This is a genomic window from Microbacterium sp. GQ128 (assembly GCF_059758615.1).
This window is the reverse complement of sequence record NZ_JCAXDY010000004.1, coordinates 336,071-351,307: the sequence shown is the minus strand read 5'-3', so window position 1 is coordinate 351,307 and position 15,237 is coordinate 336,071. Positions and strand designations below refer to the sequence as shown.

Here is a 15,237-nt window from a genome sequence, read left to right as displayed (position 1 = left end):
TGTTCCGCGAGTTCAGACGAAGAGGCCGACGATGGCCCCGATGATGGTGAGCTTGATCACCCAGTCGAGCAGGTGCACGGCTGCCACGGAAGGTGCGGTGTTCTCGTGCACGACGCCGCCCAGGAGCAGGATCAGCGGCAGCACCGAGAGCGCGAGGCCGAGCAGTGCGCCGGTGGCGGCGCCGTGCCAGCCGGCCGCGGCCATCAGCCCGGCGACGAGGCCGGACGCGAGAAGGCTGCGCAGCACGACCGAACCCATCTGCGCGGCGACCGACAGGCCGGGCCGCGGGGTGCTCGTGCGAGTGACCAGGGCCGAGACCGGCGGCAGCGCGTAGAGAACAGCGCTGGCGATGAACGAGACGACGGTGGCGATGGCGATGCCCAGGACGATCATGGTCGCTTCTCCTTTAGTACTGACTAGTACTTCTGGTCTTCAGAGTAGATCGCGGTTTTAGGACTGTCAAGTACTAAACTCGGACCATGAGCACCGACCTCCCGGCCCGCGGGCGTCCGTCCGGCCTCACCGGCGCCGACCTCATCGCCGTCGCGCGCGATGTCTTCCTGCAGCACGGCTATCGCGGTGCGTCCATGGACGAGGTGGCCAAGCGTGCCCGCATCTCGAAGGCGTCGCTCTACCGCGAGCACGCGTCGAAGAGCGCGCTGTACGCCGCCGTCGTGCATCACTGGACGATGGCCGGTCGCGATGCGATGCGCCCCGCCCTCGATCGGTTGCGCGCGAGCGAAGACACCCGTGCGGGTCTGCTCGAACTGGCTGAGACCATGCGGGCCGGCATTCTGAGTCCCCCGGTGGTGGCGATGCGCCGGCTCGTGACGGCCGAGGCGCCCGAGCAGGCGGAGGTGGCGGCCACCTACCTGGAGGAGAGCTGGAACACGAACATCCAGAACCTCGCCGATGCGCTGAACGCGCTCGCAGCCGAGGGGCGGCTCCGCCTCGACGATCCCCGCGCCGCCGCTGAGCAGTTCACCTGGCTGGTGATCGGTGCGCCGCTCAACGCCCGCATGCTCGGGGACGAAACGAAGCTCGGTCCCGTGGACGGCGCCGTCGACCTCTTCCTCGCCGGCTACGGCGCCTCGGACCGTCAGGACGGATCCGAGGCGCCGACCGGCTAGGCCGTGACCTGCGCGGCGGAGGAGTCCGACCGCTTCGCCGCGGTCGGCGTCGCCCGACGCATCGCATAGGCCCAGGTGGCGAGACCCAGAAGCGGACCCCAGAGCCAGAACGGGAACATCAGAAGCACATACAGCGTGTTCTCCACGTTGCCCACTCCCTCCAGCGCGAACTGGATGCCGGCCGCCGTGAACAGGACGCTGACGAGGCTCGCAGGGACGATGGCCAGCCCGGGCGGGACCGACCGCCCGCCGAGTCCCGCGAGGAAGCGGGGGAACCGCTCGCCCCAGGGCAGGATCAGGCCCAGCGTGAGCACGCCTCCGGTGAGCATGGCCGCGCCGAGCGCCAGACCGAGCACGCGGACGGACGGGTCTGCGGCGAACATCTCGGAGCTTCCGCCGAACAGCGGCCACGGGGTCAGCCAGCTCGCGCGGGCGACCGCGTAGGGAAGAGCGCACGCGGCCGCCACGATCGTGATCGCGCGGCAGTGCCGGAGCACATCGCGCGCGAATCGGTTCCGACGGGACGACGGGTCGGCGATCATCCAGATCAGCAGCCCGGCTGCCGCGGCGACATGCGCGAGTGCGAGACCGGCCTGCGGGAGGATGATGCCGTAACTGCCCAGGATCTGGGGGACGAGCGGCCCGGCCTCGAGCCCGATGGCGGCGTAGGCGAGGGCGCCGACGACCAACGCGCCGAGCAGCAGGCCGAGCAACGGACGGCGCAGCACCGTGAGCACGATGAGGGCCAGGACTCCGACGATGACCATCATCGCGAAGGTGTAGCCCGCCGCGGCGATGACCCCTCCGGGCATCGTGATGGCGAGGAGCGCCCCGGCCACGAGACCGAGCGTGTGCAGGAGCCACCGCGGCACCGAGCGGTTCGCGAGGTCACGGGTCGACAGTGCGGAGACGGATACGAGGAGCGCGGCGAGCGCCCCCGTGAGGGAGAGCGCGAGTTCGACACCGTGGCCGAGGTTGCCGATCAGGCTCGAGGGCAGAGCGTCGGTGCCGGGGGTGAGCATCCTCACCAGGCTGGTGACGGTCACGGCCAGAGCGCCGACAGCGGCGGCGAGGAGGACGAGGAAACGGGTGTGAGTGGACATATCTCCACGCTAGGAACGCGTTCCGCCGCCGACTTCGACCGCAGGGGTCATCCCCCTCACCCGCAGGAGTGAACCTGCCGGATGAGCGATCTGCCGCGCGGGAGAGCGGTCAGCGCCCCGGTCGCAGTAGGCCGTTCTCGTATGCCCAGATGACGACGTGCACCCGATCGGGCACGCCGAGCTTCGCGAGGACGGCCTTCACGTGCGTCTTCACCGTGTTCGCCGAGAGGAACAGCTTTCGCGCGATGTCGTCGTTCGAGGCGCCGGTGGCGAGAGCGCGGGCGACCTCCTGCTCCCGAGGGCTGAGGGCGGCGAGCGCCGACGCCGGGTCCGCCCCGGGAGCGCCATCGCGAACGAATCCGATCAGCGCCTCGGTGGCCCGCGACGACATCACCGACTCGCCGGCGGCCACCGCGATCGCGGCATCCGCGAGTTCCGCAGGGCTGGCGTCCTTGGTGAGGAAGCCGCTCGCCCCCTCGCGGATCGCGGCGTACACGTATTCGTCCAGGTCGAACGTGGTCAGGATCAGCACCCGGGTGGCGGGGCGGAGCCGCAGCACCTCGCGGGTGGCGGCGATGCCGTCCATCCCCGGCATCCGGATGTCCATCAGGACCACGTCGACGGCATGCGCCCGCACGTGCTCGATCGCCGCTTCGCCCGAAGGCGCTGTGCTCACGTCCGACAGGCGCGGGTCGCGCGCGAGCATCAGCGCGATGGCGGTGCGGAACAGCTCCTGGTCGTCGACGATCAGGATGCGCAGGGTCATCCGATGGTCCTCTCGGTCGGGAGATCCACCGTGACGATCCATCCGCGCGGATCCCGTCCGTGTGCGGTGAGCATGCCGCCGGCGAGCCGCACCCGCTCGGTGATCCCGACCAGGCCCAAGCCGCTGCCGAGGTCGGTCGCGACCGGGCCGGACCCTCCGTCGTCTTCGATCGTCGCCTGCACCGCATCCGTCCCCCAATCGATCCGCACCTCGATCGCGACCGGAGGCGCATTGTGTCGGATCGCGTTCGTGAGCGCCTCGCGCACCGCATGATGCAGTGCCAGCGCGGCATCGGCGCGAAGCGGAGTCCTGGTGCCCGATTCCGTCAGTCGCGCGTCTGTCGAGGGGGTGCGTACGCTCTCGACCAGCTCCTCGAGGGAGTCGATCGTGGGCAACGGCTCGCGCGGCGCATCGTCGGAGACGACCGAGCGCATTCCGCGCAGAGCCTCGCGGCCGGTGTCCACGACGATGCCGAGAGCGGCGTCGCTCCGGTCGGGGTCGTCGGCGCGCAAGGTGCGGGCGACCTCGGCCTGGGCGATCATCACCGTCATCGAGTGGGCGACGAGATCGTGCAGGTCGCGGTTGATCCGTCCGCGTTCGTCTGCGATCGCCTGTGAGACGCGCGCCGCCATCCGCTCCTCGGCCTGGTCGCGTCGCACCCTCAGGACCAGCCCCAGCGCCCAGGCCGCGGCGATCGCGCCGCTGAGTCCGAGGAATGCGCCGAGGCGGAGTTCCGGATCGTCGAGCCGCAGTTCCGTGAAGGCGATGAGGCCCGCGCCGAAGATGCCGCCCGCCAGCGCCAGCACCCGCACGGTCGTGCGGGTCTGCGCGGCGACCTGGCCGATGACCAGGAGGTAGGCCGCGGCCGAGGGGAGGAACGCCCCGGAAGCCGCGCGGATGCCGGGGACCAGCACGAGAGCGCACATGACGGCGTTCGCGATCACGATGGCGGCGGTCGGGTGCCGGACGGCGAGCAGCGTCGCGAGGTGCAGCACCACGTATAGGGCGATCATGAGCGCGAGGATCCACGGCTCGGGGCGGGTGGCCGGCTCTGTGAGGATCGCGATGCTCGACGGCAGCAGGATCACGAGGGCGATGAGCGCCACGATGACGTCGACACGCAGCCAGGCGTGCCGACGGAGACTCGTCATAGAGGCCTCGGACCGCATCGCCCTCATGCTCTCATGCGGCTTCGGGGCAGCGGATCACCCGTCCGGGTGAGTGTGGGGGTGGCCCGGTCGCTGCGGCATCCGTATCGCGTCGGCGACCGCTTCAGCGACGAGGGCGCTGGCGCGGACATCGAGGTGGATGCCGTCCGGATGCCGCGTGACGGACTGGCTGGTGACGTCGAAGACATCGATCAGATCGACCCCCAGAGTGCTCGCGACGGCGCGCACGATCGGGGCCACCTCGTCGGCGATGATCCGCTCGTGGACCCCGCGGCGATTGGGGAACGCGACGGGGGGAGTCAGCAGGAAGACGGTCGCGCCGCGCGTGCGATAGCGCTCGACGAACGCGACGAGCTGGGACCGGTAGCGCTCCGCATTCCAGTTGTCGCCGCGGGCATCGTTCGAGCCGAGCATGATGAGCACGATGTCCGCTCCCGCCTGCAGGGACGCCGTGGCCTGGGGAGTCGCGTCGTAGGGCCAGTCGCCTTCCTGCTGCAGCGTGCACCGATTCACGCCGTAGTTGAGCACCTGGTATCCGTCGCCGAGGATCCGCTCGAGTTGCGCAGGATACGAGTGGCGATGGCGGCCCCGCAGCAGCGCGCCTGCCCCGTAGGTGTTGCTGTCACCCACGGCGGCGATGGTCACCTGCGCGTCCCGCCGGCGGGGGACCGGCGGGAACATGATGCGGCGGTATGCGATCGCGCCCACGCCCGCCAGCACGGCGAGCGATGCGGCGAAACCGCGTGCGACGCGCGCCCGACGTCCGCGCGCCCGGGTCACTTCGCTTCCTCGAGAGCCTCATGCGTGGGGCTTTCGATCCCGACCCCCACCGCGATCAGCCGCGCGCGCAGGTCGTCCGCTCCCGCGAAGAGGTGAGTGTGGATCGACAGTCTCTCCGCTCCGGCGAGCTTCGACGGGGAATCGTCGGTGAAGAGCACCTCGGACGCTTCCACCTCGAGCGCATCGAGCACATGCTGGAACGCGCGTGCATCGGGTTTCGCGAAGCCGATCTCGGCGGAGTTGAAGACGGCGTCGAAGCGGTCGGTGATGCCGTGGGCGGCGAGCTCGGTCGGGATGGTGTCGGTGCCGTTGGTGAGCACCGCCGTGCGGAGCCCCGCGGCACGGACCTCATCGGACAGGGCCAGCACGTCCCCGTCGACCACGGCAGGGTGAACGCCCCACTCCGTGGCCGCCGTCGTGTTGCCGATCCGCTCGCCGATCCGGTGCATCCACTCCGCGCGGGTGATCCTCCCTGTGGTGACCTCGTCGATCAGAGGAGCGGAGAAAGCGGTGCCCGCGATCGTTCCCGACTCGAGATCGTGGCGGCGCTCGATCTCGGCCACGTAGGCAGGATCGAAGTGACGGATCACTCCGTCGAGGTCGAACACCACTACTCGGATCATCCGTCCATCCTCTCTCAATCGCCGCCTGAATCGACCGCCGGGTGGAGACTGTCACCGACGCCCTCGCACAGGACAGGACAGGAGAACGATGACGACCGTCTTCCCCCGTTCCGTCTCGGTGGTGATCCCGGTGCGGAACGACGCCGTCCTTCTCGAACAGTGCCTGCGCGCCCTCGATCGGCAGACGCGCAGAGCCGACGAGGTCGTCGTCGTCGACAACGGCAGCACCGATGACACCGTGGAGGTCGCCGAGCGGTACGGCGCACGAGTGGTGACCGAGTCGGTCCAGGGCATCCCTCGCGCCTCGGCGGCCGGCTATGACGGGGCGACCGGCGACATCATCGCGCGATTGGACGCCGACTCGCGACCGAGGCCCGACTGGATCGAGCGGATCGAGCGGACGTTCCGCAGCCACGACGGCCTCGACTTCCTCACGGGCGACCCGAGCTTCTACGGTTCCACGCCGCTCGTGCACTGGATCGGGGAGCACCTCTACATCGGAGGCATGTACACCGTGCTCACCCCTCTGCTCGGGCATGCGCCGCTCTTCGGCTCGAACATGGCGATGCGTGCCGAGACCTGGCGGATGCTGAGCGGCGAGGTGCACCGCGAGGAGCGGAACATCCACGACGACTTCGACCTGTCGTTCCACGTGCGCCCCGAGATGACCGTGCTGCGGGACCGGAGTCTCGTCGTCGAGGTGTCGGCGCGTCCGTTCCGGGACTGGGCGGCTCTCCGTCGGCGGTTGAGCTACGTGCTCCCCACGGTCCGGCTGCATCTGCCGCACGAGCCGCTGCACGTGCGGCGGCGGGCGCGGCGTGAGGCCGACGCGGCGGCGCTCCGCGGCTGAGTCACCCGTCGGCGCGCGCGTACAGCTCGAGCAGGTCGGCCGTGAGCTGATGCGGAGTCGTCTCGCTCGGGCTGTGGCCGGTGGGGTAGGCGCGGAACTCGGCGTCGATGTCGTGGGCGTACCGTTCGTGGGCGGCCAGCGGCCACAGGTCGTGCGAGCCGGCGACGACCAGCTTGGGGATCGGCAGCGCCCGCACGCGGCCCCGCACATCCGGGGCGGTCATCATGAGTCCGACGATCTCGTCGACGCTGCGTCTGCTCGTGAGGGCGAACCGGGAACGGACGAACTCGAGCCTCCGGGGCGGAACCCGGTTCTTGTTCGTCACGATCCCCCAGATCATGAGTCCGGCACCTCGACGAGGGCTCGCGATCGGAGCTATCGGACCCAGCCACTTCATGGTCGCGAAGACGTTGCCGACGCCGGGGGGAGTGGTCAGGAGTGTCAGGGAGAGCACGAGCTCGGGGCGCCGGACGGCGACCAGCTGCGCGATCGTGCCGGCGAACGAGTAGCCCAGCAGGTGCGCGGGCGTACCTGCTTCGAGGAAGGCGATGAGGTCGGCGATGAACAGCTCGTACGTGTACGTCGTGTGCGCCCCGGCGGCGTGTGATTCGTACTGCCCGGCGAGGTCGAACGACTGCACGAAGAACCCGGCATCCGCCAGGAGCGGCAGCATCAGCGCGAAGTCCTCTTTCGAACCCGTCGCGCCGGGCACCAGGACCACGCGCGGATGTGTGGGATCGCCCAGCGACACCACGGCCAGCTCGCCGCTCGGTGCGGAGAATCTTGAAGCCCTCGACCCGGGCGGCGGCACCGTCCAGTCGACGTCGCCGATCGCCGCGTCGAGCTCGGCCGGGGCGATATGCGCCCGCTCACTCCGCGAATCCGTCGACACGCTGAAAAGCTACTCCCCGAGCCGCATCCGCGGGAGCATCACGCGCGGGCATTGTTCGGCTTAGGGGGTCATCTTCCCGGTGAGAGAAGCCCCGGATCCTGCTCCAGCGTCGTGCGGGCCAGTCGGCGTGCCACCTCGAACGGCGCGGCGAAGGTCTCCATGCCGACCGTGACGATGGCGCCCTCGTAGAGCAGCATCAGGGCTTTCGACATCAGGTCGGGGTTCGCGGCGCCGGCCTCCCGGCACAACTCGGCGAAGAGGTCGAGCAGCCAGGACTTCTGTCGTGCCACCTCGGGGAAGACCGGATGGCCGTCGTGGCCGTCACCGATCTCGGCGCGCGCGTTGATCGCGCTGCAGCCCTTGGGGCTGTTCTCGTCCGACCAGGCGATGGCCGCGTCGAACACGGCGAGTACGCGCGCGATACCGGGCTCCGGCACGCGGGAGAGATGTTCGGCCACATGGTCCCGCCACCGCGCATCGCGGTGCTGCAGGTAGGAGACGACCAGTGCTTCCTTCGACCCGAACCGGTCATACAGCGTCTTCTTGGTGACGCCCGCCGCCTCGGCGATCGTGTCGACGCCCACCGCGTGGATACCGCGCTCGTAGAACAGCAGCGACGCGGCATCGAGCACCCGGGCGGCGCCGGGAGTGAGGGGAGCGAGCTCGGGAACGGGGGTGGCCATGACAACGAGTATACCAACCTGTATAGTCACAGGAATGGGTATACAGGTCGGTATAGTTCGTGTCGGGGTGACGGTCGGGGCATCCGTGGCCTTCGTCGTCACCTGGAGCTCCGGCTTCCTCGTCCCGGCGATGGTGCCGATCGATGTCTCGCCCCTCGCTCTGCTGGTGTGGCGATTCGTCCCGCTGGCCGTGATGCTGCTCGCAGTGGTCGGATTCACCGGGGCCGGGCGTGGCGTCACGCGCGGCGACGTGGGGCGTCAGGCGGTCATCGGTCTCTTCGCCCAGTTCGGATACTGCACGGCGGTGTACGCGGCCATCGCCTCGGGTGTCGCCACCGGCACCACGGCGCTGATCGACGCCGTGCAGCCGCTCATCATCGCCGTCCTCGTCGGCCCGTTGCTCGGACTGCGTGTGCGCGCGGCGCAGTGGGCCGGGCTCCTGATCGGCGCCGGGGGAGTGCTGCTGGTGGTGCGCTCGCAGCTCGACGACTCGACTGCGCACCCGGTCGCCTATGTCTGGCCGGCTCTGGCGATGGCCAGCCTGATCGTCGGAACGTTCCTGCAGCGCCGTTCGGAACCGCGGACCGGCACGCTCGTCACGCTCACCATTCACGTGACCGTGACGGCGCTGGCGCTCGTGCCGGTTGCCGCAGTCTTCGGGGCGCTCGTGCCGCCGGCATCCGCGTCATTCTGGGTGGCTGTCGGGTTCGCGGCGGTGGTTCCGACGCTCGCGGCCTACGGGCTCTATTGGTGGCTGCTGCGCCGGGTGGGCATCACCGCGCTGAATGCCTTGCTCTTCCTGATCGCTCCGACGACCGCGCTGGCGGGAGCGCTCCTGCTGGGGGAGCCGCTCACGGTGCTCACCGTCCTCGGCTTCGCGTTGTGCGCCGGCGGTGTGGCTGCGGTGCTCGTGAGCGAGGCGCGCGCCTCGCGCTCGACGGCGAGCCGTGCCGGAGTCGAAGTCGAAAGCGGGTCTGAAGACGAGGCTGGAGCGGGGCCCGACGTCGGGGACGGAGGCGCATCCCGCCCGACAGGTCAGGCTTCGGAGGTCCCGGTCGTGTGCTCAACGCCGCGATTGTGAAAGGTGATCGCGCCGAGGGCGACGCCCGGACCCGCCAGCACCACCAGTAGTGGCCACCACCATCCGCTCGACGCGAGCGTCACGGCGCCGAGGACCAGCAGACCCGCACCCACCGCTCTCAGCGCGTTCGACCGGGGCGGCACGGTCTGAGCGTTCCGCCAGAACGGGATCGGCACCTCGGCGTTGGCGCGCACGGTCATCCACAGCGCGGTGTGGAAGAGGAAGAGTCCGGCGAGCGTGACGGGGATTCCGAAGGCGGCCATGCCTCCAATCTGCCATGCCCGCCGCGGAGCCTGCGTACGCAACTCCTCAGGATCGTCGGGGTGCTCGCGATCGGGGAGCCTGACGTGCGGTTTCGCGCTCTTGCTCGAGGAGTTGTGAACACCCCGTCCGATAGTTGCGCTTTCGCAACTATCGGAGTATGGTTGACCTCGGTCAACTTTCTACGCAGGAGCGTCAAACCAAGTGACAAACACCCCATCCTCAGCACCCGAAGCCACCCGCTCGGCTCGCGAGGTCTTCACCGCGATCTCCGGACTCGTCGTCGGCATGTTCGTCGCCGTGCTCTCGGGCACCGTCGTGTCGACCTCGATGCCGGTCATCATCGCCGACCTCGGCGGCACCCAGTCCCAGTACACCTGGGTCATCACCGCGAGCCTTCTGGCCACCGCCGTCTCCACCCCGATCTGGGGCAAGCTCGCCGACCTGGTCGACCGCAAGGTGCTCGTCCAGATCTCCCTCATCCTCTTCACGGTCGGCACCGTGATCGCCGGCTTCTCGACCGACACGAACATGCTCATCGCGGTCCGCGTCATCCAGGGCATCGGCGTCGGCGGCCTGATGTCGCTCGTCATGATCGCCGTGGCCCTCATCATCTCCCCGCGTGAGCGCGGCAAGTACATGGGCGTCGTCGGCGGCATCATGGCCCTCGGCACCATCGGCGGCCCGCTGCTCGGCGGCCTCCTCACCGATGTGTGGGGCTGGCGCTCCAACTTCTTCGTCGGCGTGCCGTTCGCGATCCTCGCCCTCGTGCTGCTGCAGTTCACCCTGCACCTGCCCAAGCCCCAGCGCGACACCAAGGTCTCGATCGACTACTTCGGCATCGTGCTCCTCGCCGTCGGTGTCTCGACCCTGCTCATCTGGGTCTCGATGGGCGGCAGCCAGTTCGGCTGGGACTCCTCGACGAGCATCATGCTCGCCGTGATCGCCGGAGTCGCGATCGCCGCCTTCATCGCGGTCGAGTTCTTCGTCAAGGAACCGATCGTGCCGATGTCGCTGTTCCGCAACCGCACCTTCACGCTGTCGGTCATCGCCTCGATCGCCATCGGCGTCTCGATGTTCGCCACCTCGGTGTTCCTCGCGCAGTACTTCCAGCTGGCTCGTGGCGCCACGCCCACCGAGTCCGGCCTCATGACCATCCCGATGATCATCGGACAGATGGGCGCGTCGATCATCATCGGCCAGCTCGTGAGCCGCTTCGGCAAGTGGAAGGGCTGGATGCTGACGGGCTCGATCCTCGCCACCATCGGCGTCAGCCTGATGGCCACCCTGCGCTACGACACCCCGTTCCCGCTGGTCGCGGTGTACATGTTCATCCTCGGTGCGGGTCTCGGCATGGTCATGCAGAACCTCACGCTCATCGTGCAGAACGACACGGCTCCGCAGCAGCTGGGCGCCGCGTCGTCGAACGTGAACTTCTTCCGCACGATCGCCGGCACCATCGGCGTCACCGTGATGGGGGCGATGCTGTCGACCAGCGTCGCGTCGTACATCACCGACTCGCTCGACGGCTTCACACCGACGACGCCCGCCGAGGTCGAGGCGCTCAAGCACCTCGCCTCGGGTGATGTGCCGAAGGTCGGTCAACTCCCCGACACGATCCGCACGATCGTCGAGGGCGCCTACGGGCACGGCATTGCAGATTCGTTCGTCATCGCCATCCCGCTCGCGGTGATCGCCATCATCGCGATCGCGTTCATCAAGAACAAGCCGCTGTCGACGAAGAACGCCGCCGAGCAGATGCTCGAGCAGGCGGAGGAGTCGATGATCGAGGTCTCCGAGGCCGAGGTCGGCGCGTCGCTCTCCACCGGAGCCATCCGGCTCGGGGGTGCGGAGTCCGCCTCTCCCGCGACCGGTTCGGTGCGCGTTCTCGAACGCGAAGATCGGGACCAGGAGCGCTGAGATGCTCGCCCCCGAAGCGGTCGCGTCGACGGATGTCGACAGTGCGCTCGGTGACCTCCAGGCGCACCTGAACCTCATCTTCGCGAGGACCAGGTCGCTCTGGAAGGAGTCTGCAGCTCGGGTGCACCCCGAGCTGCAGGTGGCCGGGTACAAGCTGCTGACGTTCATCGCCCGGGCGGGCACCGCGAACGCGCACGAGCTGGCCGAGCGGTTCGAGATGGACAAGTCCGTCATCAGTCGCCAGGTGCGGATGCTGGAGGAGGCGGGGCTTCTCGAGTCCCGGCCGGACGAGCGGGACGGGCGGCTGCGGGTGCTGAGCGCGACGCCGTCGGCCTGTGCCGCGCTCGCCGAGGTCCGCCGTGAGTACGGCACCCGCTTGCAGGCCGTGGTCGACGAGCTGACGCCCGACGAGATCCAGGCCGCGTCCAAGGTCTTCCGTCTTCTCGCAGAGGTCTGAGTGAAGCCCCGCTGTCGCCAACGACTGCGGGGCTTCGCCGTACACTGGCGAGCATGAGCGCCTCTCCCGACGCCCCCGCCGACACCCCCGCATCACCCTCTGACGAGGATCTTCTGGGCGGAGCGGACCTCGATCAGGCCGTCACCAGAGTCGAGCAGGAACTCGGTCGACTCTTCGCCCGCATCCGCATCAGCTGGCGCGAGGCCGCGGCGACCGTGCATCCCGATCTCCAGCCGCTCGGCTACCAGGTGCTCACGTCCATCGCGACGGGCAAGGCGACATCGGCCGGCGCGATCATCGAGCACCTGCAGACCGACAAGTCGGCGGTGAGTCGTCAGGTGCGCCAGCTCGAGCAGCTCGGACTCGTCGAGAGTGTGCACGATCCCGATGACCGCCGCGCGCGCGTCCTCGTCGCGACCGACCTGGCGCAGGAGCGGATCGCCGTCGCCCGCTCCCGTTACGAGGGGCGCATCGGCGAGCGGCTGCGCAAGTGGACGGCCGCCGACCTCGACCACTTCGCCGAACTTCTGGCCGCGCTCGGCGGCAACTGAGTCCCGGGAGTCTCCAGCCTCCCGCCGCACACCTTCCCTGAGCACAACTTCTTCCCTGAGCACAACTTCTTCCCTGAGCACAACTTCTTCCCTGAGCACAACTTCTTCCCTGAGCACAACTTCGGAGATCGGGGCGGACACGCCGTCGGCCCGGCGGATTGAGCGGCGCGGCGGCCGCGGAATCCGAAGTTGTGCTCAGCAAGGGCGCGGCCGAGCATTGCGTTCGGGCGGCGGGGCGGGGGAATACCCCGGTCAGTCCGCGCCTTACCTCCCACTGTGACTCTTTTCGAACCGGCCGTCTTCGGCGCCCTGCAGCTGTCCAATCGCGTCGTCATGGCGCCGCTCACCCGCACGCGCGCGGACGACGACGGGGTGCCCACCGAGGTGATGGTGGAGTACTACCGGCAGCGCGCGGGTCAGGGCCTCATCATCTCCGAGGGCACGTGGCCGGCTGCCGAAGGCAAGTCGTACGCGGGGCAGCCGGGCATCGTCACGCCCGCGCAGATCGAGGGCTGGCGGCCCGTCACCGACGCAGTCCACGAAGCGGGCGGCACGATCGTCATGCAGCTGATGCACGGTGGGCGAGTAGGGCACCCGGAGATCTCGGGGCAGCCTCGTGTGGTCGCCCCGAGCGCGCTCGCCGCACCCGGTCAGACCCACACGCCCGTGGGCAAGGTCGACCTCCCGATCGCTCACGCACTCACCCTCGACGAGATCCCCGAGGTCGTCGAGCAGTTCGCGCAGGCCGCGCGCAACGCGATCGCCGCCGGCTTCGACGGCGTCGAGGTGCACGGTGCGAACGGCTACCTGGTGCACGAGTTCCTCTCGCCGGTGTCGAACATCCGCGACGACCGATACGGCGGGTCGCCCGAGAACCGCGCCCGCTTCGCGATCGAGGTCACGGCGGCCGTCGCTGACGCGGTGGGGGCAGACCGCATCGGCATCCGGCTGTCGCCGCAGCACAACATCCAGGGCGTGCTCGAAGAGGACGACGCAGACGTCCACGCGACCTACGCGGCTGTCGCCGAAGGGCTCGCGCCGCTCGGCCTCGCGTTCATCGACGTGCTCAGTGCCGCACCGACGAGCGAGCTCGTGCAGCACATCCGGCGCACGGCGGGCGCGCCCCTGATCGTCAACACGGGCTTCGGAGTGGTCACGACGCGGGAGGATGCCGAAGCGCTGGTCGCCGACGGGTGGGCGGATGCCGTTGCGGCAGGACGCCCCGTGATCGCCAACCCCGACCTGGTCGAGCGCTGGCGTGAGGGGGTTGAGCTCAACGACCCGCGCCCGCAGCTGTTCTACGGGCGCACGGCCGAGGGGTACACCGACTACCCGTCGCTGGAGGGCGTGCGCGCCGGGGTCTGAGGGCTCACGGGGCCTCGCCCTCCGACGTGCGCGGCTCCGCAGGCGCCGCCGGTGCGACCCGGAGACTGATGGCCGTCCACGAGACGGGCGGCAGCTCGATGACCGCGGCGCCGTCGGAGATGACCAGCGTCTCGTTCGGTCGAAGGGTCACGCGCTCGGGATCCTCGAGGGTGTTCACCGCGTAGACGTCGTCGTCGCTGAGCGTGCGGGCCTGCGCCTTCAGCACAGCGCCGAACTCCGAGACGTCGAAGGAGAGCGTCACCGGGTCGGTCTGCGATCGGTTCACCATGAACACGCTGACGCTGGCCGTGGCGGAGTCGAAAGTCGTCACGGCGTCGATGACCGGAACATTCCCGTACGTGTCGGTCTCATAGCGGTCGCACTCGACATGGGTCGGGACGGAATGCCCGGATGCGAGCTCCGAGGTGACGGCGAAGGGGAAGAACGTCGTCTGCTTCCAGGCGATGCCGCCCGGCTCCGTCATGATCGGAGCGATCACGTTGACCAGTTGAGCGAGTGAGGCGCTGGTCACCCTGTCCGCCCGGCGCAGCAGTGAGATGAGGAGGCTGCCCACCACCACGGCGTCCGCCACCGAGTACGCGTCTTCGAGGAGTCGCGGCGCCGTCGGCCAGTTCTGCGCACCGGTGATCTTGTCCACGGTCTCGAACCGGGTGTTGTACCAGACGTTCCACTCGTCGAACGAGAGGTTCACGACGTGGTCGCTGCGCTTCGCTGCCTTGACGTGATCGACAGTCGCGATCACCGAAGAGATGAACTCGTCCATGTCGACCGACGATGCGAGGAAACTCCCGAGGTCGCCGTCCTTCTCCTCGTAGTAGGCATGGCAGGAGATGTAGTCGATGTCGTCGTACGTGTGCGAGAGGACGACGCGCTCCCAGTCCCCGAAGGTCGGCATCGATCGGCTCGAGGAGCCGCAGACGACCAGCTCGAGCGAGGGATCGAACATCCGCATGGCGCGTGCCGTCTGTGCCGCGAGCTTGCCGTAGTCGTCCGCCGAACGGTGACCGAGCTGCCATGGCCCGTCCATCTCGTTCCCGAGGCACCACATCCGCACGTCGAACGGCTCGGCCCGGCCGTTCGCCGCCCGTTCGTCCGCCCGCGCCGATCCCGAGCTCAGGTTGGTGTATTCCAAGAGGTCGAGTGCCTCCAGAGTTCCGCGCGTGCCCAGGTTGACCGCGAGCATGAGCTCACTGCCGACGGACTCCAGCCACGACGCGAACTCGTGCAGGCCCACTTCGTTCGATTCCGCCGAATGCCAGGCGAGGTCTAGCCGGGCGGGGCGCTGCGACCGCGGGCCCACGCTGTCCTCCCACCGGAATCCGGAGACGAAGTTGCCACCGGGGTAGCGGATCGCGCTCACACCGAGTTCGGCCACCAGCGCCTTCACGTCGGAGCGAAAACCCTCCGCATCGGCGGTCGGGTGTCCGGGTTCGTAGATGCCGTCGTAGACGGATCGACCGAGGTGCTCCACGAAGGAGCCGAAGACTCGGCGGTTCACAGCCCCGACCGGATGCTGGGTGTCGAAGGTCAATCGTGCGGCGGTCATTTCTGCCTTTCGGTCGGATCTTCACGGTCCTGGCGAGCG

General features: G+C 69.0%; 17 protein-coding genes. 7 read left to right on the top strand and 10 right to left on the bottom strand.

Annotated elements, in window-relative coordinates:
* Positions 1 to 12: 12 nt before the first annotated feature.
* A complete protein-coding gene (locus AC6CHX_RS15225; protein WP_498273492.1) occupies positions 13 to 393 on the bottom strand; it encodes a DUF1761 family protein in 381 nt (126 codons plus the stop codon).
* A gap of 86 nt (positions 394 to 479) precedes the next feature.
* On the opposite strand from AC6CHX_RS15225, the gene AC6CHX_RS15220 reads away from it, so the two are divergent.
* Positions 480 to 1,130, top strand: a complete 651-nt coding sequence (locus AC6CHX_RS15220; RefSeq protein WP_498273491.1) for a TetR/AcrR family transcriptional regulator — start codon at positions 480 to 482, stop codon at positions 1,128 to 1,130.
* On the opposite strand, the gene AC6CHX_RS15215 is transcribed toward AC6CHX_RS15220, so the two are convergent.
* From AC6CHX_RS15215 to AC6CHX_RS15195, 5 genes are all read right to left on the bottom strand, one after another.
* Positions 1,127 to 2,233: a hypothetical protein gene (locus tag AC6CHX_RS15215; protein ID WP_498273490.1), complete on the bottom strand. Its 1,107-nt coding sequence runs from the start codon at positions 2,231 to 2,233 to the stop codon at positions 1,127 to 1,129. The two genes, AC6CHX_RS15220 and AC6CHX_RS15215, sit on opposite strands and share 4 nt — an antisense overlap.
* A gap of 109 nt (positions 2,234 to 2,342) precedes the next feature.
* Positions 2,343 to 2,999 carry a response regulator gene (locus AC6CHX_RS15210; RefSeq protein ID WP_498273489.1) on the bottom strand — a complete coding sequence of 219 codons (657 nt, stop codon included), beginning with the start codon at positions 2,997 to 2,999 and terminating at the stop codon, positions 2,343 to 2,345.
* The gene (locus AC6CHX_RS15205) at positions 2,996 to 4,150 is read right to left on the bottom strand and encodes a sensor histidine kinase (protein ID WP_498273488.1); all 1,155 of its coding nucleotides are present in this window, start codon (positions 4,148 to 4,150) and stop codon (positions 2,996 to 2,998) included. Before AC6CHX_RS15205 ends, AC6CHX_RS15210 begins: the two co-directional genes overlap by 4 nt.
* A gap of 54 nt (positions 4,151 to 4,204) precedes the next feature.
* On the bottom strand, positions 4,205 to 4,948 hold the full coding sequence (locus AC6CHX_RS15200) for a GDSL-type esterase/lipase family protein (protein ID WP_498273487.1): 744 nt from the start codon (positions 4,946 to 4,948) through the stop codon (positions 4,205 to 4,207).
* A complete protein-coding gene (locus tag AC6CHX_RS15195) occupies positions 4,945 to 5,571 on the bottom strand; it encodes an HAD family hydrolase (RefSeq protein WP_498273486.1) in 627 nt (208 codons plus the stop codon). The genes AC6CHX_RS15200 and AC6CHX_RS15195 overlap by 4 nt, the downstream gene beginning before the upstream one ends.
* Positions 5,572 to 5,659: 88 nt before the next feature.
* Here AC6CHX_RS15195 and AC6CHX_RS15190 point away from each other — a divergent pair, with 88 nt between their 5' ends.
* Positions 5,660 to 6,421, top strand: a complete 762-nt coding sequence (locus tag AC6CHX_RS15190; RefSeq protein WP_498273485.1) for a glycosyltransferase family 2 protein — start codon at positions 5,660 to 5,662, stop codon at positions 6,419 to 6,421.
* A gap of 1 nt (position 6,422) precedes the next feature.
* Here AC6CHX_RS15190 and AC6CHX_RS15185 read toward each other — a convergent pair whose 3' ends face one another.
* Both AC6CHX_RS15185 and AC6CHX_RS15180 read right to left on the bottom strand, forming a co-directional pair.
* A complete protein-coding gene (locus AC6CHX_RS15185) occupies positions 6,423 to 7,313 on the bottom strand; it encodes an alpha/beta fold hydrolase (protein ID WP_498273484.1) in 891 nt (296 codons plus the stop codon).
* A gap of 68 nt (positions 7,314 to 7,381) precedes the next feature.
* A complete protein-coding gene (locus AC6CHX_RS15180) occupies positions 7,382 to 7,996 on the bottom strand; it encodes a TetR/AcrR family transcriptional regulator (RefSeq protein WP_498273483.1) in 615 nt (204 codons plus the stop codon).
* A 34-nt stretch (positions 7,997 to 8,030) separates the two neighbouring features.
* Between AC6CHX_RS15180 and AC6CHX_RS15175 the strand changes: the two genes are divergently transcribed.
* Complete coding sequence (locus AC6CHX_RS15175; protein ID WP_498273482.1) at positions 8,031 to 9,077, top strand: DMT family transporter; 1,047 nt, start codon at positions 8,031 to 8,033, stop codon at positions 9,075 to 9,077.
* Here the strand turns inward: AC6CHX_RS15175 and AC6CHX_RS15170 are convergent.
* Positions 9,032 to 9,340, bottom strand: a complete 309-nt coding sequence (locus AC6CHX_RS15170; RefSeq protein WP_498273481.1) for a hypothetical protein — start codon at positions 9,338 to 9,340, stop codon at positions 9,032 to 9,034. The two genes, AC6CHX_RS15175 and AC6CHX_RS15170, sit on opposite strands and share 46 nt — an antisense overlap.
* 202 nt (positions 9,341 to 9,542) lie before the next feature.
* Between AC6CHX_RS15170 and AC6CHX_RS15165 the strand changes: the two genes are divergently transcribed.
* The 4 genes from AC6CHX_RS15165 (at position 9,543) to AC6CHX_RS15150 (ending at position 13,631) form a co-directional block, all read left to right on the top strand.
* Positions 9,543 to 11,258, top strand: coding sequence for an MDR family MFS transporter (locus AC6CHX_RS15165; RefSeq protein WP_498273480.1), 1,716 nt, complete (start codon positions 9,543 to 9,545; stop codon positions 11,256 to 11,258).
* A 1-nt stretch (position 11,259) separates the two neighbouring features.
* Positions 11,260 to 11,715 (top strand): MarR family winged helix-turn-helix transcriptional regulator, encoded by a 456-nt coding sequence (locus AC6CHX_RS15160; RefSeq protein ID WP_498273479.1) that lies wholly within the window; start codon positions 11,260 to 11,262, stop codon positions 11,713 to 11,715.
* 53 nt (positions 11,716 to 11,768) lie between these two features.
* Positions 11,769 to 12,266, top strand: a complete 498-nt coding sequence (locus tag AC6CHX_RS15155) for a MarR family winged helix-turn-helix transcriptional regulator (RefSeq protein WP_498273478.1) — start codon at positions 11,769 to 11,771, stop codon at positions 12,264 to 12,266.
* A 276-nt stretch (positions 12,267 to 12,542) separates the two neighbouring features.
* On the top strand, positions 12,543 to 13,631 hold the full coding sequence (locus AC6CHX_RS15150; RefSeq protein WP_498273477.1) for an alkene reductase: 1,089 nt from the start codon (positions 12,543 to 12,545) through the stop codon (positions 13,629 to 13,631).
* A gap of 4 nt (positions 13,632 to 13,635) precedes the next feature.
* Here AC6CHX_RS15150 and arfA read toward each other — a convergent pair whose 3' ends face one another.
* Complete coding sequence (gene arfA, locus AC6CHX_RS15145; RefSeq protein WP_136043123.1) at positions 13,636 to 15,198, bottom strand: arabinosylfuranosidase ArfA; 1,563 nt, start codon at positions 15,196 to 15,198, stop codon at positions 13,636 to 13,638.
* Positions 15,199 to 15,237: the final 39 nt, after the last annotated feature.